The organism is Rhizobium sp. R693, from assembly GCF_002211315.1.
Taxonomy (GTDB): Bacteria; Pseudomonadota; Alphaproteobacteria; order Rhizobiales; family Rhizobiaceae; genus Rhizobium.
Genome location: NZ_LOKY01000014.1, coordinates 39,970 through 64,778 on the forward strand (window position 1 = coordinate 39,970; position 24,809 = coordinate 64,778).

A 24,809-nucleotide genomic window follows, 5' to 3' on the forward strand; every position below is an offset into this window, starting at 1 on the left:
CCTATTCGGCAGCGATCTTGCCGGCTAGCTGCCGATTCTTCATCAGCTTGTAGATCACCGAGTCCATCAGCGCCTGGAATGAGGCGTCGATGATGTTCTCAGATACGCCGACCGTCCACCAGCGAACGCCGTCGCTATCCGTGGATTCGATGAGGACGCGGGTGATGGCCTCGGTGCCGCCGTTGAGGATACGCACCTTGAAGTCGGCCAGAACCAGATCGTCTATCTCGTGCTGGTATTTGCCGAAATCCTTGCGCAGTGCGAGGTCGAGAGCATTGACCGGACCGTCGCCTTCCGCGACCGACATGATCGTCTGCCCGTCGATGACGATTTTCACGACGGCTTCCGAGACGATCTTCACGCGGCCATGGGAATCGAAACGGCGCTCGACCATGATGCGGAAGCCCTCGATCGAGAAGAATTCCGGGATGGTTCCGAGGGTGCGGCGCGCCAACAGTTCGAAGCTCGCATCGGCGCCCTCATAGGCGTAGCCGGAAGCCTCTCGCTCCTTGACCAGTGCGATCAGGCGGTCGAGCTTGGGGTCATCCTTGCCGACTTTTATGCCGCGCCGCTTCAGCGCGTTGATGAAGTTCGCCTTTCCACCCTGATCTGAGACCATGACCTTGCGGAAATTGCCGACGCTATCAGGCGTCACGTGCTCGTAGGTGCGGGGATCTTTGAGTAGTGCGGAGGCATGGATGCCCGCCTTGGTCGCGAAGGCCGAGGCGCCAACGTAAGGCATCTGGTGATCGGGTGAGCGGTTCAGAAGCTCGTCGAACGCATGCGACAGGCGTGTCAGGTTGGTCAGCCGCTCGTTGTCGATGGTCGTCTCGAAGCGTTGTGCATAGGTCTCCTTCAGCGCCAGAGTCGGGATCAACGTCACGAGATTGGCATTCCCGCAGCGCTCACCGATGCCGTTCAGCGTGCCCTGGATCTGACGAACCCCTGCCTCGACGGCTGCCAGCGAGTTGGCGACTGCTTGGCCGGTATCGTTGTGGGCATGGATCCCAAGACAGTTCCCCGGAACGCCCGCAGCAATTAGGGCCTCGACGATGGCGCGGATTTCCGGCGGCTGCGTGCCGCCATTGGTGTCGCAGAGCACGACCCAGCGGGCGCCGGCATCGTAGGCTGTCTTTGCACAGGCGATGGCATAGGCTGGATTTGCCTTGTAGCCGTCGAAGAAATGCTCGCAATCGACCATCGCCTCCTTGCCGGCGGCGACGGCGGCCTTGACGCTTTCGGCAATGCTCTCGAGATTTTCCTCGTTGGTACAGCCGAGCGCGACCTTCACGTGGTAGTCCCAGCTCTTGGCGACAAAACAGATCGCGTCGCTCTTAGCCTGCAGCAGGCTTGCCAAGCCGGGATCGTTCGAGGCTGAAATGCCGGCGCGCTTCGTCATCCCGAAGGCAACGAAACGGGCCTGCGTCGTGCGCTTCTCGCTGAAGAAGGCGGTGTCCGTCGGATTTGCGCCGGGATAGCCGCCTTCGACGTAATCAAGACCGAACTCGTCGAGCATGCTTGCGATCGCAATCTTGTCCTCGACGGAGAAGTCGATGCCGGGGGTCTGCTGCCCGTCGCGGAGCGTCGTGTCGAAGAGGTAGATCTTTTCGCGTGTCATGATGGTCGTCCTGTCGGCCTTGTGGCTCGTTATTGCTTTCCGGCGAATTTGTCCGTGGCGCGGATCAGCTTGTCGAGAATGCCTGGCTCCGAATAGGCGTGTCCGGCGCCCTCGATCAGATGAAACTCCGCCGTCGGCCATGCCTTGTGCAGCAGCCAGGCATATTTCGCCGGGCATGGCATATCGTAGCGGCCGTGCACGATGACACCGGGAATGTCCTTCAACTTGTAAGCATCCCGCAGCAGTTGGCCTTCGTCCATCCAGCCGGCATGGACGAAGAAGTGGTTCTCGATCCGGGCAAAGGCATAGGCGAAGTCGGCGTCCTCGAACTTGCCGCTGGTCGACTTCTCCGGCAGCAGCGTGATGGTTTCGCCCTCCCATATGCTCCAGGCTTGGGCGGCCTCAAGGGCGACAGCCCGGTCCGCCCCGGTGAGCCGGCGATTGTAGGCCAGCATCATTTCATGGCGTTCTTCCGGCGGGATCGGCGCAATGAAGCGCTCCCACTTGTCGGGGAACATTGCTGACACGCCGAACTGATAATACCAGTCGAGCTCGGCCTTGGTGAGCGTATAGATGCCACGCACGACCAGCTCGGAAACGCGCTGCGGATGCGTCTCGGCATAGGCAAGCGCCAACGTCGAGCCCCACGAGCCACCGAAGACCTGCCACTTTTCCACGCCTGCCATCTCGCGCAGCCGCTCGATGTCCGCGACCAGATGCCAGGTCGTGTTGGCGTTGAGATTGGCGTGCGGCGTGGACTTGCCACAGCCGCGCTGGTCGAACAGCAGCACGTCGTAGAGCGCGGGATCGAAGAGGCGGCGGTGGCTCGGCGAGAAACCGCCACCAGGTCCGCCGTGCAGGAACACCGCCGGCTTTGCTCCCGGTGTGCCCGAACGCTCCCAATAAATCCTGTGGCCATCGCCGACGTCGAGGTGGCCGGAAGCATAGGGTTCGATTTTGGGATAGAGGGTACGGAGCACTTCAGTCATATTTTGACGCCTTCGGCTGGCCAGATTGCAGTATCGTGATCGGGGTGCTGGAAGGAGATGATTGCCTCCTGCCGTGCATAGAAGTCCGGGTCCTTGTGAACGGGTTGGTCGAAGATCGTCTCGACCCAGGGAATGCGTGCGTCGTGGTTGACCTGGATCTGCGGCGCCAGATCACTGCGGTCGTCGAACGTGCCAATCGCGAGCTCGAGGCCGCCCGGGTGGCGGTAGGTCATCGGTGTGCCGCAATTCTTGCAGAAGCCGCGCTCGATGTTGATGGAAGACTGGAAATAGCTGGGCTCGCCACGCGTCCACTCCATGCCTTCGTCAGGTGCGGTCACAAGCGCGGAGAAGAAGCCGCCGAATTGCTTCTGGCACATGCGGCAGTGGCAGATCGAAGGGCGGCCTAGCTTGCCGCTGATGCGGAATCTGACTGCGCCGCACTGGCAGCCGCCGGTTCGAATGGGTTCGCTCATGCTAAGGCTCCGCTTGGCCAATGGGTTGTGTCGTGATCAGGGTGCTGATGATTGCTCGCGGCAATCGCGTTTTCACGCTCGGGCGTTTCTGGTTCCGGCTCGACAGGCAGGGTGTCGAGCTCGTGAAACCAGCTCATCTTGCGTCCGGTGTTCGATTGCATCACCGGCTTGACGCTATCGGGATCGTCCAATGAACCGAGCACGATGTTGATGAAGTCCGCATCCGGAACATCATAGAAAAGCGGTGTCCCGCAGTCGGCGCAAAAGCCGCGGCGCACGATATCGGACGAGTGAAACCATTTGGGCTCACCGCGCGTCACGGCAAAATCCCTTCGCTTTGCGGCCGCCAGCGGCATGAAATAGTTCCCGGCTGCTTTCTGGCACATGCGGCAGTGGCAAAGGTGCGGATAGCCGAGTTCGCCTACGGCACGGTAACGAACCGCGCCGCACTGGCAACCTCCGCACAGAGCCACAGCCGTTGTCACGGATTTTTCTCCTCAGGCCATGTGCTCGTGTCGTGATCCGGGTGCTGGTAGGAGACGATGTCGAGCACGAACGGTGCTGCTTCGGCGTCCTCTTCGGTCTGGCGAACCGGCAACTCATGCAGGTGATCGACGAAACCGATCTTGCGTTCGGTGCCATATTGGATGACCGGCGGCAGGGCAGATGGATCATCGAAGGCGCCGGCTGCGACCGCCATTCCATCCGGCGCCTCGTAGGTCAGCGGCGTGCCGCAATCGGCACAGAAGCCACGCTCGACCAGGTTGGACGAACGGAAGCGCTTGCGCTCGCCGCGCGTCCATTCGAATTCGGCGCCGCGCACGGAAACCAGAGGTGCGTAGTAGGCGCCGAATGCCTTCTGGCACATGCGGCAATGACAGATGGAAGAATCCTTCAACGTTCCGCGAACCCGGAAGCGGACCGCGCCGCACTGGCATCCGCCTGTGTAGGTGTTCATCTCTTCAGCTCCCACTTGGTCACTCGTTCGCCCGTGGCCGGATCCTTGCCGTCCTTGAGCTGGATGCCCTCGGCAAGCAGCGTCTCACGGATCTTGTCGGCCTCGGCGAAGTTCTTCGCCTTGAGCAGTTCCAGCCGCACCTTGACCCGCCGGTCGATTTCGATGGCGACCGCTTCGTCGATCTCAGTCTTCTCGGGCAGGACACCGAGCAGGGCGGCACTCGCGGCGAACGTCGCGTGATCGCCGGACTGGGCAAGCGCATGCAGTGCCTGGATTGCCGCTACCGTGTTGAGGTCGTCGGCCAGGGCATTGACGACTGCCGCGTCGGGCTGCACACCCGCAGCATCCGCTGCCGGCCACTTTGCGAGCAGGCGCTCGGCCTCCTCCAGACGCTTGACCGAAAAATCGATCGGCTCGCGATAATGGGTCATCAACATCGCAAGGCGCAGCACGTCGCCCGGCCATTGCCGGCCACCGAACTTTTCGGTGTGCAGCAGTTCGTAGATGGTGACGAAGTTGCCTTCGGACTTCGACATCTTGCGGCCTTCGACCTGCAGGAAGCCGTTGTGCATCCAGACGTTGGCCATGACCTTGGTGCCATGGGCGCAACGCGACTGCGCGATCTCGTTCTCGTGGTGCGGGAAGATCAGGTCGAGGCCGCCGCCGTGGATGTCGAAGACCTCACCGAGGTAGCGCTCGCTCATGGCCGAGCATTCGATATGCCAGCCCGGGCGGCCGCGGCCCCAGGGGCTCTCCCAGCCGGGCTCGCTGTCGCTCGAGAGCTTCCACAGGACGAAGTCGCCGGGATTCTTCTTGTGCGCGTCGACGGCGATACGGGCACCGGCCTGCTGTTCGTCGAGATTGCGCTTCGAGAGCTGGCCGTAATCCACCATCGACTTCGTGTCGAACAGCACTTCACCTGATGCCTGGTAGGCATGGCCGTTGGCGATCAGCTTTTCGATGATCTCGATCATTTTGGCAATATTGTCGGTGGCGCGCGGCTGGACCGACGGCTCAAGGCAGCCGAGCGCCTTGGCGTCATCGAGGAACTGGGTCTCGGTCTTCTGCGTCACGGCGCGGATGGCATCATTGAGCGGCAGGCCGGGATAGTCGCGCAAAGCACGCGCGTTGATCTTGTCGTCAACATCGGTGATGTTGCGCGCATAGGTGACGTGCTCAGCCCCATAGACATGGTTCAACAATCGGAAGAGCACGTCGAAGACGATGACCGGGCGCGCATTGCCGATGTGAGCGAAATCATAGACGGTCGGGCCGCAGACATACATGCGGACGTTCTGCGGATCGATCGGCGCAAAGGCCATCTTTTCGCGTGTCAGCGTGTTGTAAAGCTTCAGTTCCGGCTTCTTAGTGTCTGGCGCGCCGGCCATATCTACTCTCCCAAATGCAATGATCCGAAAAAAATCTGCCACCGGCGGGCCGGGGCGTTTCTCATCTTGGACTTTTCAGGAGACGAAAACGGCCAGGCCAGCGAGCGCGCTAGCGAATAATCTTCCGGCAGATAATGCAGATAACCGTTTTCATGGCGGGTTTTATGGCGCGGGAACCGGGTTTGGTCAAGGGGGTGAGAAGCGACCCGGCGCGAGCCGGAGCAATCGATCCAGTGAATCGATTGCAGCGCCGAACCTCTGGCCCGTCTCCGAGGATGAATCGAGATTCCTGCGCCATTTTCGGAGCGCAAATCTCATTTAGAAAATTGCGACGCCGCTGAAGAACGGGGGAAATAGTGCACAGGTTGACATACGGAATAATCGGTGCGGCAGCAATTTTCCTTGTCGTATCTGCTACATACTTCGCATACGATTTCGGCATGGTTCGCTTCAACAATCCATCCCTTAGTAAATATCCAATCCAGGGTATCGACGTCAGTCATCACCAAGGCGACATCGATTGGAACAGGGTCGCGGCGCAGTCGAACGTCCGTTTTGCGATCATGAAGGCGACCGAAGGCGGGGACCACCAAGATTCCCAGTTCGCCGTGAACTGGCAATTCGCGAAAGATGCGGGCTTGGTACGTGGCGCATACCATTTCTTCACCTTCTGCCGCCCAGGCAAGGATCAGGCACGGAATGTTTTGGCAACCGTACCTAGAGAACAGGGAACTCTGCCAATCGCCGTCGATCTGGAGTTTGTCGGAAATTGCAACAAGGTCCCGACGCTGGAGGAGATGGCAGCGGAGGTGAACGCGTTCTTTGCTGAACTGAAAAGCACCTTTCCGGAGAAACCGATATTCTACGTCACCCAGGAGTTCTTTGATCAATATCTCAGGGGCAACGAATCCCGATTCCCCGAACACTACCTGTGGCTTCGAAGCGTGTTCAAAGAGCCTCGCCGGACCGATTGCGGCGATTGGTCAATCTGGCAGTTCGCCGACAACGGCACGCTGGACGGCATTCAAGGTCCTGTCGACCTCAACGCGCTTTGCCCATCGGAAACAGGTTTCGCGCATCTGTTCCCGGCCGTGGCGGCGAAGTAAAGCGCGCTTACTCCGGCAGCCGGTAATCGACCAGTTTGTTTTCGCGGACGAGGAAGAGCTTGCCGGTCTCGGTTACGTCGGGACCGACCAGCGGCAGGATTGCCTTGGCGACTTCGGAGGGATGCGGCAGCGTCTCGGGATCTTCGCCCGGAACGGCCTGGGCGCGCATGGCCGTGCGCGTCGCACCCGGATCGACACTGGTGATGCGAAGCGGCGTGCGTTGCGTTTCGCCGGCCCAGGTGCGGGCCAGCGCCTCGACGGCAGCCTTGGAGGCGGAGTAGGGGCCCCAGAATGGGCGACACTTGTGCGCAGCACCGGACGAAAGAATGACGGCGCGGCCGGCCTCGGAGCGCGACAGCAGCGGATCGACGGAGCGGATCAGCCGCCACGTCGCGGTAACATTGATGGTCATCACCTTCTCGAAGGTCTTTGCCTCGATATGCCCGATCGGCGAAATCACGCCGAGTATGCCGGCATTGGCCACGAGAATGTCGAGCTTGCCCCAGCGCTCGAAGATCGAGGCGCCGAGCGCGTCGAGCGCGTTCATGTCGGCGAGGTCGAACGGTACGAGGGTGGCTGAGCCGCCGGCTGCCTTGATAGCATCATCGAGATCCTCGAGGCCGCCGACGGTACGGGCGCAGGCAATCACATGTGCCCCGGCCTTGGCCAGTTCCAGCGCCGTGAAATACCCGATGCCGCGGGATGCGCCGGTGACGAGCGCGATCTTGCCTTCAAGGTTGATAGTCATGGTCCCCGGTTCCCCCGTAGCGGAAAAAGTAAGGGGCGCAATAAGCGCCCCTTGGTCAAATGTCAAAGCGAATGGCTGTCAGCCGTTGGTCGCCAACAAGGAAACCTTGCGGCCCATCGTTTCGCCGTCCTTGTCGAGAAGGCGGGTCGGATAATCGCCGGTGAAGTAGTGGTCGGTGAACTGCGGGCGGGCGTCGTTACGGTCCTCCCCGCCGACGGCGCGATAAAGGCCGTTGATCGACAGGAACTGCAGGGAGTCGGCGCCGATATATTTGCACATGGCTTCGAGGCTGTCGTACTGGTTCGCCAACAGTTTCTCGCGGTCCGGCGTGTCGATGCCGTAGAAATCGGGATAGTAGATCATCGGGCTGGCGACGCGGATATGCACTTCCTTAGCGCCGGCGTCGCGGATCATCTGCACGATCTTCAGGGAGGTAGTGCCGCGCACGATCGAATCGTCGACGAGCACGACGCGCTTGCCTTCGATCATCGCCCGGTTGGCGGAATGCTTAAGCTTCACGCCAAAGGCGCGGATCTGCTGCGTCGGTTCGATGAAGGTACGGCCGACATAGTGGTTACGGATAATGCCGTATTCGAACGGGATGCCGCTCTCCTGTGCATAGCCAAGCGCAGCAGGCGTGCCGCCATCCGGAACGGGAACGACGACATCAGCCTCGACAGGAGATTCCTTGGCTAGGTTGATGCCCATGTTTTTGCGGGCGACATAGACGCTGCGGCCGCCGACGACGGAATCCGGACGGGCGAAGTAGACATACTCAAACAGGCAGAGACGCTCCGGCTGGCCGTTGCCAGCCTTGCGAGCGTCGATCGAGATCGAACCATCAGGCTGGATTTCGCAGATAATGACTTCGCCGTTCTCGACGTCGCGAACGAACTTCGCGCCGATGATGTCGAGCGCGCAGGTCTCCGAGCAGAAGATCGGCTTGCCGTCGAGTTCACCCATGACGAGGGGACGAATGCCGGTGGGATCACGCGCCGCGATGAGCTTCGTGCGCGTTATGGCGAGCATCGAATAACCGCCCTCCATCTGGCGGATGGCGTCGATGAAGCGGTCGGCGGTAGAGGTGTAGCGCGAGCGCGCAATGAGGTGGAGAACGACTTCCGTATCGGAGGTGGACTGACAGATAGCGCCACCGGCGATGAGCTGGCGACGAAGCGTCAGGCCGTTCGTGAAGTTGCCGTTGTGGGCGATGGCGATGCCACCGACTTCAAGTTCCGCGAAGAGCGGCTGCACGTTGCGGAGCGCTACTTCGCCGGTCGTTGAATAGCGATTGTGGCCGATCGAGATGTTGCCGGGAAGGCGGGCGAGGGTGGTCGGGTCGGTATAGTGATCGCCGACCAGGCCCATATGTCGTTCGGAGTGGAAGCGCAGTCCGTCGAAGGAGACGATACCGGCTGCTTCCTGCCCGCGATGCTGGAGGGCATGCAGGCCGAGCGCCGTCAAGGTAGACGCATCATCATGGCCAAGAATGCCGAAGACGCCGCATTCTTCGTGGAGGGTGTCTCCATCGAATTCATCATTGAGCGTCAAGGAATGAGACTGGTTCATCGATGCGGGCCTTTGCTCTCACAAGAATGGATCGGCTTTCCATAGCATGATGCCGTAATCATGCGTTTTAAACGGCTGAGGCCCGGCAGAGCGGATGCCCGGCCGGACCTTTATTCACGTTCCGCTCAAATGGCAATTGCCAGGTGGCGGGTCAAGCTGTTGAACACTGCGTCAATTAGACGGCTGCTGTGCACCGGTTGCAGGGGCGGGCGCTGCATCTTCGGCTGGCGCCGCCTGGTCGGATGCCGGCGCGCTGCCGCTCTCAGTATTGCCGCCCTGCGGCTGAATTTTGTCCATCACGCTCGCGCGCACCATCTGCGCGAATTCTGCCGGCAGTACGGACTGCAACTTGACCACCATCGAGTCCAGGAACGGCTTCGACTTGGCGTTGTTCACCCAGGCCGGGCGGTGATCCACGTCCACGAGCCAGTTCCAGAAAGCGACGGCGACGACGAGAAGAAGTATGCCCCTAGCCGCGCCGAAGAGAAAGCCCAAAGTGCGGTCCAGAGCGCCGATCCGGCTGTCGATGATGAAGTCTGCGATCTTCATGGTGATGAAGGAGATCACGATCAGCGCGATCAGGAACACCACCGCGGCCGAGCCGACGATCGCGATACGGTCGTCATCCGTGTACTTCTTCGCGTAAGGCACGAGGTAGGGATAAAAATAGTATGCGGCGGCTGCGGAGCCGCCCCAGCTTGCGATCGAAAGAACTTCGCGGGAGAAGCCGCGTACCATTGCAAGTACGGCGGAGAAAAGAACGACGCCGATGACAATACCGTCGAAAATCGTAATGGGCATATAAATTCAACTCCAGGACCGCCGTTTATCTACGGCTTGGTCGCGCCTCATTGCGTGCATCCTATAACATCACCGATGCTGGCGATGAAAGGATCAAACCTCTTCTTCCACACGTCGCAGAGCACCTTTCGACCCGGCAATACGTGCAACCAGGTCCGGAAGGCTCTCGATCTCGCTCCAGCGACCGCCGGAACCCTTCGGCAGGTCGGCTGACGCCGAGGGAAGCAGCGCGGCAGAAAAGCCCAGCTTCTCGGCTTCTTTGAGGCGCTGGGACGTATGTGAAACCGGCCGGACGGCGCCCGACAGGCTGACTTCGCCGAAATAGACACAATTGGCCGGCAGGGCAATACCGGCAAGCGACGAAACCAGTGCCGAGGCGACTGCGAGATCGGCGGCCGGCTCCGAGATGCGATAGCCGCCCGCGATGTTCAGATAGACGTCGTGCTGGCCAAGCCGCACGCCGCAATGGGCCTCGAGTACGGCAAGGATCATCGACAGCCGCGCCGAATCCCAGCCGACGACGGCGCGGCGAGGGGTGCCGAGCGATGTCGGCGCGACGAGCGCCTGCACTTCGACCAGGATCGGGCGCGTGCCCTCCATTCCGGCAAAGACGGCAGCGCCCGGCGATTTCTCGTTGCGTTCACCAAGGAACAGTTCGGAGGGATTGGCGACCTCTCGGAGCCCCTTGTCCGACATTTCAAAGACGCCAATCTCGTCGGTCGGCCCGAAACGGTTCTTGACCGTGCGCAGGATACGGTAGTGATGGCCGCGATCGCCTTCGAAATAGAGGACGGCATCGACCATGTGCTCGACGACACGCGGGCCTGCGATCTGGCCGTCCTTGGTGACGTGACCGACGAGAACCATCGCAGCACCAGTCTGCTTGGCGAAGCGGATCATCGACTGAACGCCGGTGCGCACCTGGGTCACGGTTCCGGGAGCGGATTCGGCAAGTTCACTCCAGAGCGTCTGGATGGAGTCGATGATCACAAGATCCGGCCGCTTGCCTTCCGCCACAGTTGCCAGAATGTCCTCCACGTTGGTTTCCGCGGCGAGCAGCACATCGGTATCGGCGGCCTGCAGACGCTGCGCCCGCAGCCGTACCTGCGCGACTGCCTCTTCACCCGAGACATAGATGATCCGATGGCCGCGGCGCGAAAGGGCCGCCGCCCCCTGCATCAGCAGCGTCGATTTGCCGATGCCGGGATCGCCGCCGATCAGCACAGCCGAGCCGCGCACGAAGCCGCCACCAAGCGCCCGATCCAGTTCGGAGATGCCTGTGTGGATGCGCGGCGCTTCCTCGATTTCTCCTGACAGCGTCGTCAGCGTGACCGGGCGGCCCTTTTTCGGCGTCTTTGCCGGTCCACCTCCGATGCCGCCCATTGGGTCTTCCTCGACGATGGTGTTCCACTCGCCGCAGTTATCGCACTTGCCCGCCCAGCGATTATGAACCGCGCCGCAGCTCTGGCAGATGAATTGTGTCCTGGCCTTCGCCATCAATCATGCTTTCGGTTGGATGGTAGCTAGCGCGTCGCATCGAATCAGTTGGACTGCTCAAATAATCATTCGCGGCACCGATCAAAACTAATGATTTCCCTATCAGGGGCTGCGGTGGCACTTGTTCTCCACTATCTTGGAGGCCACGAGATGCTGGACTATTCGCTCGCGCACTGGATTGCGTTCTTGACCGCAGCGGTTCTGCTGAACCTGTCGCCAGGCCCTGACATGGCTTTCATTCTCGGCCACACCGTCAAGAGCGGGACGAAGACCGGCTTTGCCGCGCTCTTCGGCATCTGGACCGGCGCCTGCCTGCATGTGGCCATGGCGGCATTCGGCCTTTCCGCGATCCTCGCCGCCTCCGCGCTGGCCTTTTCGGTGGTCAAGTGGGTCGGCGCGATCTACCTCGTCTGGCTCGGCATTCAGGCATTGCGCTCGAAGGGCGAGGGCGGTCTGGTCAATGCGGCGAAAGACGTCCTGCCCTGGAGCCGTGTCTACAGGCAGGGCATCCTCGTTTCGCTTTTGAACCCGAAGGTCGCGATCTTCTTCCTCGCCTTCCTGCCGCAATTCGTGGTCGAGGGCGCTGGACCGACCTGGCTACAGCTGGCGGTCCACGGCGTACTCATCATTGTCGTTGCAGCCTTCATCGAGCCGCCGCTCATCCTGGCGGGAGGGCGCCTCGCCGATCTCATCAAACGCAGAAAGAGCATCGGCCTCTGGCTCGATCGCGGCCTTGGGGCGCTGCTGGTGGCACTCGGCGTGCGGCTGGCGCTAACGACGCGCTAGGTCCTTAGTCTTCCTCGTACAGGTAACGCCGTTCGTGCCGAAGGCCGATGCTGGTCAGGATTTCGTAGCCGATCGTACCCGCCGACCTAGCGACATCGTCGACGAGTACGTTCTTTCCGAACAGTTCCACGTAATCGCCTGCGCGCACTGCGTTTTCCGGAAGGTCGGTGATATCGAAAATCGTCAGGTCCATGGTGACGCGGCCGGCAACGGGAATCTTCCGGCCAGCCACGAAGCCGTAACCTCCCTGCGGTACGACCTGGCGCAAGGGGACACCACCGCTCGACTGACTTCGCAGATATCCATCGGCATAGCCGGCCGACACGATGGCGAGCTTGCTGTCGCGGGTCAATCGCATGGCGCGGCCGTAGCCCACGGACTCGTCCGCCTTGGCCGTGCGAACCTGAAGGACCCGGGCCTCGGCGGTCACCACCGGCCGCATGGGGTTCGCCATGCCGTTGACGGCTTCGCCGCCGTAGATCGCGATGCCGGGGCGCGTCAGGTCAAAGTGGTAATCGCTGCCGAGGAAGATGCCGGCGGAAGCCGCAAGGCTTGAATCGATACCTTCATAGGCGGCGCTAATCTGCCGGAATGATTCAAGCTGTTGCCGGTTCATTTCCGAGGAATCGTCATCGCTGCAGGCGAGATGACTCATGACGAGCACCGGTGCAAAACTTGCCGGACGCGAGACGTCGTCGGCAAGCGCGATCGCCTCGTCCACGGAAAGGCCCAGCCGGTTGAAGCCCGTGTCGACGTGGAGCGCGCAGGGATAGTCGCCGTATTCGGCGAGCACCGCCATCCAGAAAGCGAGTTGTTCTTCCGACGAGATCACCGGCACGAGATCGTTTTCGAAGAAGCGCCGCTCCGTGCCCGGCCAGATGCCGGAGAGGACGAAGATGCGCGCATCGGGGGCATAGGGCCGTAGCGTCACGCCTTCATCGACGGTGGCGACGAAGAAATCGCGCGCGCCCGCCATAAACAGCGCTTCGCCGGCGTCTTCGATGCCGGTGCCGTACGCGTCCGCCTTCACGACCGCGGCGGCCCGGGCCTTGCCGGAGCGTCGCGCCATGTCTTTCCAGTTTTCCGTCAGTGCCGTCAGGTCGACGGTCAGCCGCAGGCCGGCGGAGTCGAATGGATCTTCATCTTCGAAACTATCAACAAAATCAGTCATCGTGCTTCACAAAGGTAGGGAGGGTACTCGTCGCGTGGCAGTCTAGAGATCAATAAGGCAAAGTAAACGCAAGCCAAGGAGATATCGATCTTGCGATCACTTTTGTTCAAGACGCAGAGGCGCGCCTGAAGTAGGCTGGTTCGATGGAGAATGTATCGCAGAAAGAGGCGGCCGACGCGATGCCGCTGGCCGGTCTCGAACGGGCGCGCTTCTGGCGCGACCGCAGATTCCGCAACATGGAATGCCTGAGCGCAAGCTTTCTGACGCATGAATATGCGCCTCATGCCCATGACACTTTCTCGATCGGCGCGATCGAAAGCGGCACGCAGATCGCGACGATGAAGGGAGTCCGGGAGGAGACGGGCGCAGGCGACCTGTATCTCATCGACCCAGGCGTCGTGCATGACGGCGTCCCGGGCGGCGAAGGGTATCGCTATCGAATGATCTATCCCGATACCACGCTCTTCGTCGATATCCTCGAAGACGTGACCGGCAAGGCCTTCAACGCCACGCCGTCCTTCCCGAAGGAGCTTCTCAACGATCCCGAGATGGCCGCGGCCTTCCATGCGGCCCATAGCGTGCTGGAGAGCGGCGCCGGAGCCCTGGAATCGGAGGAAGGGATGTTTCGCGTGCTTGCGGCAATCTTCCAGCGTTACGGCAGCACGATCGTCGTGCCGGTGGATACGAAGGAGCGCACCGCGGTTGGTCGCGCTCGCGACTACCTGACCGACAATTTCGACAGTGACATCGGGCTTGACGAATTGGCCGATGTCGCAGGATTGAGCCGCGCGCATCTCATCCGGGCGTTCCGTCGCGAATATCACATCACCCCGCATGCGTTCCTGACCGACAAGCGGGTGCGCGAGGCGCGCAAATTGTTGCAGGCGGGACAGGCGCCCGCCGATGTGGCGATCCAGTGCGGATTCGCCGACCAGGCGCATTTCACCCGACATTTCAAGGTGCGCACCGGTGTTACCCCGGGGCAATATCGCGCGGGCTGATCACTTTCGTTCAAGACGGTCGCGGTGTGGCGGCTTACAGCTCCGGGCTCTGGCAGTTCTGGAGGTTCCAATGCTCACTCAAAGACGACCCATCGGGGACTTTCTTGACGGCGCGAAGGCAATTCTGCCGCTCGTCGTCGCCGTTGTTCCGATCGGTCTCGTCTTCGGCGCGGTTTCGGTCACGAAAGGCCTGTCGGCGCTGGAGGCGACTTTGATGAGCGCGCTCGTATTCGCTGGTGGTTCGCAGTTCGTCGCGATGGACATATGGACGTACCCGGCTAGCTGGGCAGGCGTCGGCTTTGCCGCACTGCTCGTCAATATCCGCCACGTCCTGATGAGCGCATCCCTCGGGACGAAGATGCAGGCCTTCTCGGGCTGGCGAAGATATGCGGCCATGCTGTTCCTCGCCGATGAGATATGGGCGATCGCGGAATTCCGAGCAGGCGTTGCGCGCTTGACGCCTTCAAGGTTCGCAGGCATCGCCATGCCGTTCTATCTGGCTTGGGTCGCCTCCACGCTGATCGGCGCCTCTCTCGGTGCGTTCCTAGGCGACCCCGCCGCCATCGGGCTCGACTTCGCCTTTCCCGCGGTCTTTGTCGTGTTGGCGATGGGGTTCTGGAAGGGCCGCGAGACGGGTTCGGTATTGGCTGCGAGCGCTTTAGCGGCCGTCCTGGTTCACCAGTTCGTGCCAGGTGTCTGGTACATCGCAGCCGGTGCGCTCGCCGGACTTGCTGCGGCGCTGTGGACGGTCAAGACAAAGGCGGTTGCGGCATGACCCTGGAGATAAATACGCTTCTGGCGATCCTCGCCATGGCGGTGGCAACGGTGCTGACCCGCATGAGCGGCCTGCTCCTCATTCGCCACGTCGCCATGACCGAACAGACCCGAACGGCCATCGAGGCTATACCGCCGGCAGTCCTGATGGCGGTGATCGCGCCCACGGCCTTTGCGACGGGCTGGGCCGAAACGGCTGCTTGCCTCGTGACGGCGCTCGCAGCGCGCCGCCTGCCGATGCTCGCAAGTGTTGCCGTCGGCGTGGCTAGCGTTGCCATCCTGCGAGCTGTCGGCTTGTAGATTGAGTATTGTGCTGACGGGAAGGGTCCCGTCAGTGCTCTTCGTACTGGATGAAGGAGGGGTCGGCGAGATCCGCAAAGCGCGTGAACTCCGACTGGAAGGCGAGCTTTACGGTGCCGGTCGGTCCGTGGCGCTGCTTGGCGATAATGACATCGGCTGTGCCCTTCACCTTGTCGAAGAGGGCTTCCCATTCCGCATACTTCGGATCGTTGGGATCACGAGGCTCGAGGTTCTTGACGTAATATTCTTCACGAAACACGAAGAGCACCACGTCGGCGTCCTGCTCGATCGAGCCCGATTCACGAAGGTCGGAGAGCTGCGGGCGCTTGTCGTCGCGGCTTTCCACCTGACGCGAAAGCTGGGAGAGCGCGATGATCGGGACGTTCAGCTCCTTGCCGAGCGCCTTCAGGCCGGTCGTGATCTGGGTGATTTCCTGCACGCGGTTTTCGCCCGACTTACCCGAGCCGGTCATCAGCTGGATGTAGTCGACCACCAGGCAGTCGAGACCGCGCTGGCGCTTCAGCCGGCGGGCGCGTGCCGATAACTGGGCGATCGAAATACCGCCGGTCTGGTCAATGTAGAGCGGCACCTTCTGCATCATCATCGAGCAGGCGACGAGCTTTTCGAAATCGGCATCGTTGATGTCGCCGCGGCGGATCTTCGAGGAGGAGACTTCCGTCTGCTCGGAGATGATACGGGTGGCGAGCTGTTCGGACGACATTTCAAGCGAGTAGAAGCCGACGACGCCGCCCTGCCTTGCCTTCGTGCTGCCGTCCGGCTGCACCTCGCCCTCGTAGGCGGCGGCGATGTTGTAGGCGATGTTGGTGGCGAGCGAGGTCTTGCCCATACCAGGACGTCCGGCAAGCACGATCAAGTCGGAGCGCTGCAGGCCGCCCATCTTGCCGTCTAGCGAAAGAATGCCGGTCGAGATGCCCGAAAGACCGCCATCGCGTTCCTTGGCGACGGCGGCCATGTCGATCGCCAGCGCCACCGCGTCGTTGAACGACTGGAAGCCACCGTCATAGCGGCCGTTTTCTGCGAGTTCGAATAGACGACGCTCGGTATCCTCGATCTGCGCCTGCGGCGGCATGTCGAGCGGCGCGTCATAGGCGATATTGACAACATCTTCGCCGATCGTGATCAGCGCGCGGCGCAGTGCCAGGTCGTAGATCGCCCGGCCGTAGTCCTCGGCGTTGATGATGGTGACCGCTTCACGGGCAAGGCGTGCGAGGTATTCGGAGACCGTCATGTCGCCGACCTTCTCGTCGGCCTTCAGGAAGGTCTTGATCGTCACCGGATTGGCGATCTTGCCCATGCGGATGATGTCGCCCGCGACTTCGAAGATCTTGCGGTGCAGCGGTTCGTAAAGATGGATCGGCTTCAGGAAGTCCGACACCCGGTAATAGGCGTCGTTGTTCATCAGGATCGCGCCGAGAAGCGCCTGTTCGGCTTCGATATTGTTGGGTGCTTCCCGGTAGTGCTGCTCCGCGGGAGCAACGGCGGCAATCTTTCGAGCGACGTCGTTCATCGTAATCCGTTCTGTCTTCTTCAGCTTCGGGTGTGGCGCGCGCAGGCGACAAAATCAAGTGAGGAAGCGAGGTCCCTTCCACGCCACCGTCGATACCGGGAGGCTTTGCCCGTTGTTCGACTTCTCCACAGCCGCACTTGCTGTCGGTACAAAAATACCGAAAGTGTCACCTGCGGAACACGGCCAGAAACGACTCACTTCCATCGTGCCTCACGTGGTAGTGTAAGCCCGCCGGGCGAGACTTGCACCCGAACAGAGGCCGCCGCCTCTTGAAAAAGATCGGAAAACAATATAGATAGCAAAGATATAATTAGTACACTAACAAAATAGGACTGAAATATATGGGAAATCCCGTTCTCGGACGTGAGCTCATCGAAGATCTTGCAGCGTTCAATCGCAAGCTCAGGGCCGTCTTCGACAAGATAGTGCGGGAGCGCAATATGACGTTGCCGCGCGCCCGCGTCTTTTTCACGCTCAACAAGAAGGACGGGATCAACCAGCGAGAACTGGCCGACAGGCTGGAGCTCGAGACGCCAACGCTCGTCAGGATTCTCGATGCGATGGAAGGGCAGGGCTTCGTCCAGCGGCGCGTAGCCGGCTCCGATCGACGCGCCAAGGAAATCTACATCACGGAAACCGGCAAGGTCGTGGCCGGCGAGATCGATGACATCGCCGTGAAAGTGCGGGCTCAGGTCATCGCCGGTATTCCCGAAAATGATCTGAAGACTACTTTGGACGTGATACGGGCCATGCAAGCCAACCTGCAGGGCATTCGCGGAATTTGAGGTCCTGCCAATGAGCCTCGCCGAGACCGCCAACGACAATGTGGCGCCAAGGCCCGCCGAGGCGGCGAAGCCGGACGCGCAACAGCAACCGCCACCGGCAGCGGGCGTGCCGATGCCGGCCTGGAAGATGCCGCTCTACATGGGGGCCTCGGTTCTGCTTTTTCTGACGCAGGGCCTTGGCATGAACCTGCTGACCGCCAACATCTATCAGCTGCAAGGCTCGTTTTCCGCGACCACTACTGAAATATCCTGGCTCTCGGCGGCCTATATGGCACCTTACGCCAGCATGTCGATCGCACTCTTCAAGATCCGTACCCAGTACGGTCTTAGGCGTTTCGCGGAACTCGGCATTATCTGTTTCATCGTTGCGGCGGTGCTCAATCTCCTCATCACTGACCTGCATTCCGCGATCGTCGTGCGCGCCCTGAGCGGCATGGCAGCTGCACCTCTTTCGACGCTCGGCTTCCTGTACATGCTGGAACCGTTCCCTCAGGAAAAGAAGCTCTCGCTCGGGATCAGCTTCGCATTGATGAGCACGCTGTTTGCGTCTCCCATCGCGCGCATCGTCTCACCCTCGCTGCTGCACTTCGGCGGGTATCAGGCGCTCTATATGTTCGAGATGGGGCTCGCGCTCATTGTCTTTCCTATCATCTACCTACTGCCGCTCACGGCGCCGCCTCGGGCAAACGTCATTCAACGACACGACATACTGAGCTATCTCCTGCTGGCGGTCGGCTTCGGCTGTCTTGCCGTTGTACTGACGCTGGGCCGGCTCTATTGGTGGTTCGAGGCACCCTGGATCGGCGTCTTGTTGGCGGTATCGGTCGGCTCGCTTGCACTCATGCTGGCCATGGAGCTGCCGCGCACCAGTCCCCTGATCGATTTCCGCTGGCTGTTCTCGGGCGCCAATATGCGCATGGCGGGCGTCCTGCTTCTTTTCCGCTTCGTCTCCTCGGAGCAGTCGTCAACGGCCGCCAACTTCTATCAGCAGCTCGGGCTTCTGAACGATCAGACAGTGACCCTTTATGCGATCATCCTTTTCGCCTCTTTGGTTGGTGGGCTTTTTTGCGCGTTTCTGATGACGACACGCTATGTCGAGACTGCCCATGTGCTGGCGCTCGCCCTCATTGCTGGCGGCGCCTTTCTGGACAGCCAGTCGACGAGCCTGACGCGACCGCCTCAGATGTATCTGAGCCAGGCGATGGTTGCCGCGGGCGCGGCGATGTTCCTGCCGCCTGTCATGGCGAACGGCTTTAAGGCCGCCATCTCCCGGGGCGGGCAATACATCGTCAACTTCCTGGTAATCTTCGTATTCACGCAGAGCATTGGCTCGCTCTTCGCCTCCGCGATGCTCGGAACGTTCGTGACAATCCGGGAGAAGTTCCACTCGAATGTGCTCGTCGAGCATATCCTGCTGCAGGACCCGATCGTGGCGCAGCGCATCTCTCAGTTGAGCGCGGTGTATGGCAAGGTCCTCGGCGACAAGATGCTGCTCAACGCCGAAGGTCTGGTGCTGCTCGCTCAGCAGGTCAGCCGCGAAGCTTATATTCTCGCCTACAACGACACTTTCCTGGTCATCGGCTTCTCCTCCGTCTTCGGCCTGATGGTCATTCTTCTGCATCAAGCGTGGCGCCGGCTACCTTGGCCACGGACAAGCCAGCCCGATGCAACGCCCGCTCAATCGTGATCTCAGGGGTCCCAGCATGTTGAAGTTCCTTCGGTCTCCCTCGACTATCATCGCAGTCCTCGCCGGCATCGCCGGTGTCCTTCTCGTTCTCTATGCATGGCGCTTGCCGCCGTTTGTCACGTCGGTTGAAACGACTGACAACGCCTATGTTCGGGGCTATGTCACGATCATGAGCCCACAGGTCAGCGGTTATGTCGTCGATGTGCTCGTGAAGGACTATCAGCAGGTCAAGCAGGGCGATACGCTTGTCCAGATCGACGACCGCATCTACGCTCAGAAGCTTGCCCAAGCGCGTGCGGCGCTCGACGGGCAGAAGGCGTCGCTGGAGAATTCCCGCCAGTCCGAGCTTGCGGCAAAGGCGAGCATCGCCTCCAGCGAGGCACAGATCGACAGCGCAAACGCAGCGCTGACGCGCGCGCAGCAGGCATGGGATCGCGTCAACAACCTCAGCAACCGCGGCATTGCATCGCAGAGTGAGACAGAGGCCGCGCAGGCGACGCTTGACCAGGCCAAGGCGGCCGTGAACCAGGCAAAGGCTGCGCTTGAGGTTTCCAAGCAAAATCTTGCAACAATCATCGTCAATCGCTCGCTTCTGGAAGCCAATGTCGCAAGCGCGGAAGCCGCGGTGCATCTCGCGGAAATCGACCTGCAGAACACCAGGATTGTCGCGCCGCGTGACGGTCATCTCGGCGAAGTCGGTGTACGTGTTGGGCAATATGTGACGGCGGGAACGCAGCTCATGGCGGTTGTGCCGGAGGATGTCTGGGTTGTCGCGAATTTCAAGGAGACGCAGCTGTACGGTATGCAGGTCGGGCAGCCGGTGACGATCACGGTCGATGCGCTCGGTAAGCAGAAACTGAGGGGATACATCGAGCGCTTCTCGCCCGCAGCCGGGTCGGAGTTCGCGGTCATCAAGGCCGACAATGCGACAGGGAATTTCGTGAAGATTGCACAGCGCGTCGGCGTGCGCATCGGTTTTGATTCCGACCAGCCGGTCGTCAAGGATCTGGGGCCGGGGCTTTCCGTCGTCGTCGACGTCGACAAGAGCGCTCCACCACAGCAGAACACAGCCGCCAAATAAGCAGAAAGCCCGGCGCGAACCGGGCTTTCGTTCATTTCCAGAGAGGATCTCTCGGAAAAATTAAGCTTCGTCGCCTTCGAGGTCGGCTTCGGGATCGAAGAAGTCTTCCGGACGCAGGGCGTCTTCGTCAACACCGTAGATGGCATCGACGGAGGTGAGGGTTTCGCCCTTGGCCTGACGGCCAGCTTCTTCAGCCGAACGAGCAACGTTGAGTTCGACGTGGATTTCGACTTCAGCGTGGAGCTGCAGCTCAACCTTATGCAGGCCAATGGCCTTGATCGGCGTGTTCAGGTGAACTTGGTTGCGGCCGATGTTGAAGCCTTCAGCAGCGAGGATGTCTACGACATCGCGAGCAGCAACCGAGCCGTACAGCTGGCCGGTTTCGCCGGCGGAGCGAACGACGATGAAGGACTTGCCGTCGAGAACGTCGGCGACCTTCTGCGCTTCCGACTTGCGCTCGAGGTTACGAGCTTCGAGCGTTGCGCGCTCGGACTCGAAACGCTTCTTGTTGGCTTCATTGGCGCGAAGCGCCTTGCCGAGCGGCAGGAGGTAGTTACGAGCGAAGCCGTCGCGAACCTTTACGGTTTCGCCCATCTGGCCGAGCTTGGAGATGCGTTCAAGAAGAATGACTTCCATGTTCGTGTTCCTTTCGTGTCTCTAGATTTTCGAATCTGTCTGTTTGGGGGCATCGGCATCCTTGTTCGGGGTCAGAGCGATCGCCTTGCGGGTATCGCTCAAGCCCACCACGAGGATGAAAAAGGCTGGCACCATCAGGACGAGCGATGCCAGGTAGCAGAGGATGAGCGCCGGAAGGCGCCAATCCTTGCCGCGCGTGCGAAAGTGCAGCGCGGCGAAGCCGGAGAGCAGGAAGCCGGCGCCGAACGTGCCGACGACGGTTGCTCCGATCATCGCCGGCATGCCGCCGAAAAAGGTGGCGGCAAGACCGACAAGAAATACGAAGATCGAGTTGCGGTTCATGCGCAGCGCCGAGGGGATATCCTCGCGGGGACGCAGGCTGCGGCCGGATGCGCTGACGATCCGGGTCGCGACGTAGTAGGCGGCAAACAGCATGACCACCCACATGCCGCCCTGAATGGCAGGTAGCATGAGCAGAACGAGCGACTTGGTTTGCGTCGTCACTGCCGGATCGGGCGAAAACTCGGGCTGCTGCTGTGCAAGCGACCCGAACAGGACATCGACCAGGCGATCGATGAGTTCAGGACCGTAGCCGATCATCACGCCGACGACGATCACCGCGATCGTAACGAGGCCGCAGAGGTGCAGCAGGATATCCGAAAGCGGATACCAAGCCATCAGATGCTCGGGGCCGCCGAGTTCGGAGGCCGGGCGGGCAAGGTTTGCAAGGTGGCTCAGCCACCCGGCCGGCAGCAGCGTGACCAGCGTCATCATCAGCGCGAAGGACGGCGAGATGGCGATCGCGCCGACTGCAGCGGCGGTGACGACGGCGGCGATTGCCGCCATGTTGCCCCAGCCGAGGCCGACGAGAAGAATGGGAAGTGCCGAAGCAGCGTAGAGGACCGCACTGAACGACGGCTGCAGGCTCGCGCCGAGCACCAGAAGTGCGGCGGTCAATCCGGCGAGCGCGCCGATGCCTAGCGTTTTTGTGTTCAGTTGGTTCACGGTCGCTGTCCTGCTTCATCAAGCAGTTAGAGGGTTCTCCTGAATCGATTTCAGAATGCCTCAACATGGGTTTTAAGAGTTCCGATCCGCGCCCATCGCGAAAGGGAGAAGGGAAGGCATTGCTGTCTTCCCTCGATTTGGTCCCGTCAGCCGATTAAGCGACGACGTACGGCAGCAGGCCGAGGAAACGAGCGCGCTTGATCGCCTGAGCGAGTTCGCGCTGCTTCTTCTGAGAAACAGCCGTGATACGGGAAGGGACGATCTTGCCGCGCTCGGAAATGTAGCGCTGCAGGAGACGAACGTCCTTGTAGTCGATGCGCGGAGCGTTTGCGCCGGAGAACGGGCAAGTCTTGCGACGACGGTGGAACGGGCGACGAACCGGTGCGGAGGAAGCTTCAGACATTCTCAGATCTCCTTATGCACGGTCTTCGCGGGGAGCACGGTCCGGACGCGGGCCACGCTGGAAGTCGCCGTCACGGCGCGGCGGACGGTCACCGAATTCGCGGCGCGGGCCACGGTCGGCGCCATCACGCGGGCCGCGGTCGTCGCGGTCGCGCTTCTGCATCATGGCAGACGGGCCTTCTTCGTGCTTTTCAACAGCGATCGTCATGTAGCGCAGGACGTCTTCGCTGATGCGCATCTGACGTTCCATTTCCTGCACGGCAGCAGCCGGCGCGTCGATGTCGACGAGAACATAGTGAGCCTTGCGGTTCTTCTTGATGCGGTAGGTGAGGGACTTGAGGCCCCAGTTTTCTACGCGCCCGACCTTGCCGCCGTTAGCTTCGAGTACGCCCTTGTACTGTTCTACGAGGGCATCAACCTGCTGAGCGGAAATATCCTGTCGGGCAAGGAATACATGTTCATAAAGAGCCATGACAGCTTTGCCTTTCTTGCGTTTGATCAACCCGATATTCGGCGGCTAAGCCTCAACGACTGCTCCTGAGAGGCGGCAAGCGCCAAGCAAGAAAAGCGTTCCGAGACGGTCGAGAGCGGAGACACGGGAGGCTGGAACGCTTCCGTTCCGACGATTTTCTTCACGAAAACCGGCCCTCCGTTCAGCCACCAGCCAGAAGACCGGGTTTGCGAACAGGGCGGCTTATACGGATTTTTCGCGGAAACGCAAGGGACGTCAGCAATGTTCTCGCTGCGAGTTCAACGAGGGCAGCCCCGCTTTGCGCAACCCGTCGACGAAATGGTCGTAGTGGCCCGGGTCAACGTAGGGCGTCAGGATCTTCCAATAGTGCTCGAGGTCTGCCGGTACGTTTGCCAGGATCTCTGGTATCAGCCGCCGGGCTTCGTCATGACGGCCGAGCTGCCCCAAGCTTGCAAGAAGCACGACTCGGTTGAAGTAGGCACGGCGGAGCGACAGCCCACGTTCGGAATAGTGAATCGCTTCCTCGTAGTTGCCGAGATGATAGTTCGACAACGCGAGCCGGTCGTGGATGAGATAGGCTAGGGGATCATGTGGGCTAAGCCGTAGGGCCATGTGGAGAGGATCGTAAGCTTCCGCGAAATAGCCGGTGAAGATTCTGGCCCATCCGAGCCCCATATGCGCCAGGGCGAAATTGGGATTGAGATCGATAGCTTGCTGCGCTTCTTCGACGGCGGCCGGGGCGTTGTGGGCAACGAAATGGCCAAGGCACATCGCGTAGTGAGAGTAGGGATCGCGCGGATCAAGCGCGACTGCGCGCTCTGCCTCTGCTCGAAGTTCGGTGCTGTCCCTGTCGACATCGTCGCTGAAGCCGTGGAAACAGCGCGCGTAGAGCGAACGAGCCAGCATCATGTGGGCGCGTGCGAAATCGGGATCGAGCTCGATGGCTCGGCGATGCCAGGCTATGGATTCGATGAAATGCTCGGCGGTATCCTGCGCATTATGCAGCCAAGTGCCGCGCATGTGGCTTTCATAAGCATCGAGATTGTCTGTCGTTCTGAGCAGTGCCCGGCGGCTCTCACCTATCAGGATTTCCGGCTCGATGGCGCCAACGACATTTTGGGTGAGCTCGTCCTGAATGGCGAAGATATCCGCGATTTCGCGGTCGTAGCGCTGTGCCCAGAGGTGAACGCCGCTCTCGGCTTCGATCAGCTGGCCTGTGACGCGAACCCGTGTCCCGGCCCTGCGCACACTGCCTTCCACGACATAGCGCACGCCGAGATCGCGCCCGATTTGCTTCACATCGACCGCGCGCCCCTTATACGCGAAGGATGAGTTCTGGGCGATGACGAAAAACCAGCGGTAAAGCGAAAGCGCAGTGATGATGTCTTCGGTCAGTCCATCCGCAAAGAATTCCTGCTCGGGATCGTCAGACATGTTCACGAAGGGCAACACTGCGATCGAGGGCTTGTCGGGCAGTCTGAGGGGCCCGCTGAGCGCTCCTGCCTCGACGGGGTCCTCACGGCTCCAGTGTACCCGATGCACAGGCACCGGCCGCGGAATGTTCTTAAGCGTACGGTCGCCCATCGGAACGAGAGGAAAGTCCAGCTTGCCCTCGATCTGCTCGCGCAACGCACCGGAAATGCAGATGCCGGAAGGCAGCGCCACCTCCTGAAGGCGGGCGGCGACATTCACGCCGTCACCGAGCAGATTGTCTCCCGAGACGACGACGTCACCGAGATTGAGCCCGAGGCGGAATTCCATCCGTCGATCCACCGGCAGGTCCGCATTTCGGCGATTGAGGGCGCGCTGGATGGCGACCGCTGCACGGACGCCTTGCACTGCGCTGTGGAATTCGGCCACTACGCTGTCTCCAGCGCTGCCGAAAATCCGCCCGCCGTGCTCGCACACGAGGTCACCAATCGTGGTGCTGTAGACGCTCAGTGTCGCAAGCGCATCCTCCTCGTTGGTTGCAACAAGGCGGCTGTAACCGGCAACGTCGCCGGCAAGTATGACTGCGAGCTTCCGTTCCACGGA

25 protein-coding genes are annotated in these 24,809 nt (G+C 61.0%); 8 read left to right on the forward strand and 17 right to left on the reverse strand.

The features are described from left to right. Position 1: 1 nt before the first annotated feature. From cimA to cysS, 6 genes are read right to left on the reverse strand one after another with little or no spacing between them, the layout of a single operon-like run. The gene (gene cimA, locus ATY79_RS15115) at positions 2-1,618 is read right to left on the reverse strand and encodes a citramalate synthase (protein ID WP_088693521.1); all 1,617 of its coding nucleotides are present in this window, start codon (positions 1,616-1,618) and stop codon (positions 2-4) included. Positions 1,619-1,647: 29 nt separating this feature from the next. Beyond that, a complete protein-coding gene (gene pip, locus ATY79_RS15120; protein ID WP_088693520.1) occupies positions 1,648-2,607 on the reverse strand; it encodes a prolyl aminopeptidase in 960 nt (319 codons plus the stop codon). Next, complete coding sequence (locus ATY79_RS15125) at positions 2,604-3,080, reverse strand: GFA family protein (protein WP_088693519.1); 477 nt, start codon at positions 3,078-3,080, stop codon at positions 2,604-2,606. Before ATY79_RS15125 ends, pip begins: the two co-directional genes overlap by 4 nt. After that, entirely contained in the window at positions 3,077-3,565 is a 489-nt protein-coding gene (locus ATY79_RS15130; RefSeq protein ID WP_088704244.1) for a GFA family protein, read from the reverse strand. The genes ATY79_RS15125 and ATY79_RS15130 overlap by 4 nt, the downstream gene beginning before the upstream one ends. Beyond that, complete coding sequence (locus tag ATY79_RS15135; protein WP_088704245.1) at positions 3,562-4,038, reverse strand: GFA family protein; 477 nt, start codon at positions 4,036-4,038, stop codon at positions 3,562-3,564. The genes ATY79_RS15130 and ATY79_RS15135 overlap by 4 nt, the downstream gene beginning before the upstream one ends. Then, a complete protein-coding gene (cysS, locus tag ATY79_RS15140) occupies positions 4,035-5,426 on the reverse strand; it encodes a cysteine--tRNA ligase (protein ID WP_088704246.1) in 1,392 nt (463 codons plus the stop codon). The genes ATY79_RS15135 and cysS overlap by 4 nt, the downstream gene beginning before the upstream one ends. A gap of 356 nt (positions 5,427-5,782) precedes the next feature. On the opposite strand from cysS, the gene ATY79_RS15150 reads away from it, so the two are divergent. Next, positions 5,783-6,532 (forward strand): GH25 family lysozyme, encoded by a 750-nt coding sequence (locus ATY79_RS15150; RefSeq protein WP_245306851.1) that lies wholly within the window; start codon positions 5,783-5,785, stop codon positions 6,530-6,532. A 7-nt stretch (positions 6,533-6,539) separates the two neighbouring features. On the opposite strand, the gene ATY79_RS15155 is transcribed toward ATY79_RS15150, so the two are convergent. The 4 genes from ATY79_RS15155 to radA form a co-directional block, all read right to left on the reverse strand. Further along, positions 6,540-7,280, reverse strand: a complete 741-nt coding sequence (locus ATY79_RS15155) for an SDR family NAD(P)-dependent oxidoreductase (protein WP_088693515.1) — start codon at positions 7,278-7,280, stop codon at positions 6,540-6,542. Between the two features lie 78 nt (positions 7,281-7,358). Further along, complete coding sequence (gene purF, locus ATY79_RS15160; RefSeq protein ID WP_088693514.1) at positions 7,359-8,849, reverse strand: amidophosphoribosyltransferase; 1,491 nt, start codon at positions 8,847-8,849, stop codon at positions 7,359-7,361. A 171-nt stretch (positions 8,850-9,020) separates the two neighbouring features. After that, a complete protein-coding gene (locus ATY79_RS15165) occupies positions 9,021-9,650 on the reverse strand; it encodes a CvpA family protein (protein ID WP_088693513.1) in 630 nt (209 codons plus the stop codon). Positions 9,651-9,743: 93 nt separating this feature from the next. Continuing rightward, positions 9,744-11,147: a DNA repair protein RadA gene (radA, locus tag ATY79_RS15170; protein ID WP_088693512.1), complete on the reverse strand. Its 1,404-nt coding sequence runs from the start codon at positions 11,145-11,147 to the stop codon at positions 9,744-9,746. A 150-nt stretch (positions 11,148-11,297) separates the two neighbouring features. Here radA and ATY79_RS15175 point away from each other — a divergent pair, with 150 nt between their 5' ends. Further along, on the forward strand, positions 11,298-11,933 hold the full coding sequence (locus ATY79_RS15175) for a LysE family translocator (RefSeq protein ID WP_088693511.1): 636 nt from the start codon (positions 11,298-11,300) through the stop codon (positions 11,931-11,933). A gap of 4 nt (positions 11,934-11,937) precedes the next feature. On the opposite strand, the gene alr is transcribed toward ATY79_RS15175, so the two are convergent. Further along, positions 11,938-13,104 carry an alanine racemase gene (alr, locus tag ATY79_RS15180; RefSeq protein ID WP_088693510.1) on the reverse strand — a complete coding sequence of 389 codons (1,167 nt, stop codon included), beginning with the start codon at positions 13,102-13,104 and terminating at the stop codon, positions 11,938-11,940. Positions 13,105-13,283: 179 nt separating this feature from the next. Between alr and ATY79_RS15185 the strand changes: the two genes are divergently transcribed. The 3 genes from ATY79_RS15185 to ATY79_RS15195 all read left to right on the forward strand — a co-directional run bounded on the left by ATY79_RS15185 (position 13,284) and on the right by ATY79_RS15195 (position 15,179). Further along, positions 13,284-14,105: an AraC family transcriptional regulator gene (locus ATY79_RS15185; protein ID WP_088693544.1), complete on the forward strand. Its 822-nt coding sequence runs from the start codon at positions 13,284-13,286 to the stop codon at positions 14,103-14,105. A 70-nt stretch (positions 14,106-14,175) separates the two neighbouring features. Further along, positions 14,176-14,880 carry an AzlC family ABC transporter permease gene (locus tag ATY79_RS15190; RefSeq protein WP_088704247.1) on the forward strand — a complete coding sequence of 235 codons (705 nt, stop codon included), beginning with the start codon at positions 14,176-14,178 and terminating at the stop codon, positions 14,878-14,880. Continuing rightward, entirely contained in the window at positions 14,877-15,179 is a 303-nt protein-coding gene (locus tag ATY79_RS15195) for an AzlD domain-containing protein (RefSeq protein ID WP_088693508.1), read from the forward strand. The genes ATY79_RS15190 and ATY79_RS15195 overlap by 4 nt, the downstream gene beginning before the upstream one ends. A gap of 31 nt (positions 15,180-15,210) precedes the next feature. Here ATY79_RS15195 and ATY79_RS15200 read toward each other — a convergent pair whose 3' ends face one another. Continuing rightward, positions 15,211-16,707, reverse strand: a complete 1,497-nt coding sequence (locus tag ATY79_RS15200) for a replicative DNA helicase (RefSeq protein WP_088693507.1) — start codon at positions 16,705-16,707, stop codon at positions 15,211-15,213. 341 nt (positions 16,708-17,048) lie between these two features. On the opposite strand from ATY79_RS15200, the gene ATY79_RS15205 reads away from it, so the two are divergent. The 3 genes from ATY79_RS15205 to ATY79_RS15215 are packed head-to-tail and all read left to right on the forward strand — an operon-like array spanning position 17,049 to position 20,260. Further along, on the forward strand, positions 17,049-17,492 hold the full coding sequence (locus tag ATY79_RS15205; protein ID WP_088693506.1) for a MarR family transcriptional regulator: 444 nt from the start codon (positions 17,049-17,051) through the stop codon (positions 17,490-17,492). Positions 17,493-17,502: 10 nt separating this feature from the next. Next, a complete protein-coding gene (locus tag ATY79_RS15210) occupies positions 17,503-19,179 on the forward strand; it encodes an MFS transporter (RefSeq protein WP_088693505.1) in 1,677 nt (558 codons plus the stop codon). 16 nt (positions 19,180-19,195) lie between these two features. Next, complete coding sequence (locus ATY79_RS15215) at positions 19,196-20,260, forward strand: HlyD family secretion protein (protein WP_088693504.1); 1,065 nt, start codon at positions 19,196-19,198, stop codon at positions 20,258-20,260. 60 nt (positions 20,261-20,320) lie between these two features. Here the strand turns inward: ATY79_RS15215 and rplI are convergent, their stop codons facing one another. The 5 genes from rplI to ATY79_RS15240 all read right to left on the reverse strand — a co-directional run bounded on the left by rplI (position 20,321) and on the right by ATY79_RS15240 (position 24,806). Then, entirely contained in the window at positions 20,321-20,896 is a 576-nt protein-coding gene (gene rplI, locus ATY79_RS15220; RefSeq protein WP_088693503.1) for a 50S ribosomal protein L9, read from the reverse strand. 21 nt (positions 20,897-20,917) lie between these two features. Next, entirely contained in the window at positions 20,918-21,901 is a 984-nt protein-coding gene (locus ATY79_RS15225; RefSeq protein ID WP_088693502.1) for a DUF2232 domain-containing protein, read from the reverse strand. Positions 21,902-22,055: 154 nt separating this feature from the next. Then, positions 22,056-22,304 carry a 30S ribosomal protein S18 gene (gene rpsR, locus ATY79_RS15230; RefSeq protein WP_004680498.1) on the reverse strand — a complete coding sequence of 83 codons (249 nt, stop codon included), beginning with the start codon at positions 22,302-22,304 and terminating at the stop codon, positions 22,056-22,058. Between the two features lie 12 nt (positions 22,305-22,316). Then, positions 22,317-22,775, reverse strand: a complete 459-nt coding sequence (gene rpsF / locus ATY79_RS15235; RefSeq protein ID WP_088693543.1) for a 30S ribosomal protein S6 — start codon at positions 22,773-22,775, stop codon at positions 22,317-22,319. Between the two features lie 255 nt (positions 22,776-23,030). Continuing rightward, entirely contained in the window at positions 23,031-24,806 is a 1,776-nt protein-coding gene (locus tag ATY79_RS15240; protein WP_088704248.1) for an adenylate/guanylate cyclase domain-containing protein, read from the reverse strand. Positions 24,807-24,809 lie beyond the last annotated feature (3 nt).

Excerpts from the sequence above, each read along its gene's own strand:
- ATY79_RS15165 (WP_088693513.1), bottom strand. The coding sequence starts at position 9,650 with ATGCCCATTACGATTTTCGACGGTATTGTCATCGGCGTCGTTCTTTTC.
- purF (WP_088693514.1), bottom strand. The coding sequence starts at position 8,849 with ATGAACCAGTCTCATTCCTTGACGCTCAATGATGAATTCGATGGAGAC.
- ATY79_RS15215 (WP_088693504.1), top strand. The coding sequence starts at position 19,196 with ATGTTGAAGTTCCTTCGGTCTCCCTCGACTATCATCGCAGTCCTCGCC.
- ATY79_RS15190 (WP_088704247.1), top strand. The coding sequence starts at position 14,176 with ATGCTCACTCAAAGACGACCCATCGGGGACTTTCTTGACGGCGCGAAG.
- cimA (WP_088693521.1), bottom strand. The coding sequence starts at position 1,618 with ATGACACGCGAAAAGATCTACCTCTTCGACACGACGCTCCGCGACGGG.
- ATY79_RS15210 (WP_088693505.1), top strand. The coding sequence starts at position 17,503 with ATGAGCCTCGCCGAGACCGCCAACGACAATGTGGCGCCAAGGCCCGCC.
- radA (WP_088693512.1), bottom strand. The coding sequence starts at position 11,147 with ATGGCGAAGGCCAGGACACAATTCATCTGCCAGAGCTGCGGCGCGGTT.
- ATY79_RS15175 (WP_088693511.1), top strand. The coding sequence starts at position 11,298 with ATGCTGGACTATTCGCTCGCGCACTGGATTGCGTTCTTGACCGCAGCG.
- rpsR (WP_004680498.1), bottom strand. The coding sequence starts at position 22,304 with ATGTCTGAAGCTTCCTCCGCACCGGTTCGTCGCCCGTTCCACCGTCGT.
- ATY79_RS15205 (WP_088693506.1), top strand. The coding sequence starts at position 17,049 with ATGGGAAATCCCGTTCTCGGACGTGAGCTCATCGAAGATCTTGCAGCG.
- cysS (WP_088704246.1), bottom strand. The coding sequence starts at position 5,426 with ATGGCCGGCGCGCCAGACACTAAGAAGCCGGAACTGAAGCTTTACAAC.
- ATY79_RS15195 (WP_088693508.1), top strand. The coding sequence starts at position 14,877 with ATGACCCTGGAGATAAATACGCTTCTGGCGATCCTCGCCATGGCGGTG.
- ATY79_RS15135 (WP_088704245.1), bottom strand. The coding sequence starts at position 4,038 with ATGAACACCTACACAGGCGGATGCCAGTGCGGCGCGGTCCGCTTCCGG.
- rpsF (WP_088693543.1), bottom strand. The coding sequence starts at position 22,775 with ATGGCTCTTTATGAACATGTATTCCTTGCCCGACAGGATATTTCCGCT.
- pip (WP_088693520.1), bottom strand. The coding sequence starts at position 2,607 with ATGACTGAAGTGCTCCGTACCCTCTATCCCAAAATCGAACCCTATGCT.
- ATY79_RS15185 (WP_088693544.1), top strand. The coding sequence starts at position 13,284 with ATGCCGCTGGCCGGTCTCGAACGGGCGCGCTTCTGGCGCGACCGCAGA.
- rplI (WP_088693503.1), bottom strand. The coding sequence starts at position 20,896 with ATGGAAGTCATTCTTCTTGAACGCATCTCCAAGCTCGGCCAGATGGGC.
- alr (WP_088693510.1), bottom strand. The coding sequence starts at position 13,104 with ATGACTGATTTTGTTGATAGTTTCGAAGATGAAGATCCATTCGACTCC.
- ATY79_RS15155 (WP_088693515.1), bottom strand. The coding sequence starts at position 7,280 with ATGACTATCAACCTTGAAGGCAAGATCGCGCTCGTCACCGGCGCATCC.
- ATY79_RS15125 (WP_088693519.1), bottom strand. The coding sequence starts at position 3,080 with ATGAGCGAACCCATTCGAACCGGCGGCTGCCAGTGCGGCGCAGTCAGA.
- ATY79_RS15200 (WP_088693507.1), bottom strand. The coding sequence starts at position 16,707 with ATGAACGACGTCGCTCGAAAGATTGCCGCCGTTGCTCCCGCGGAGCAG.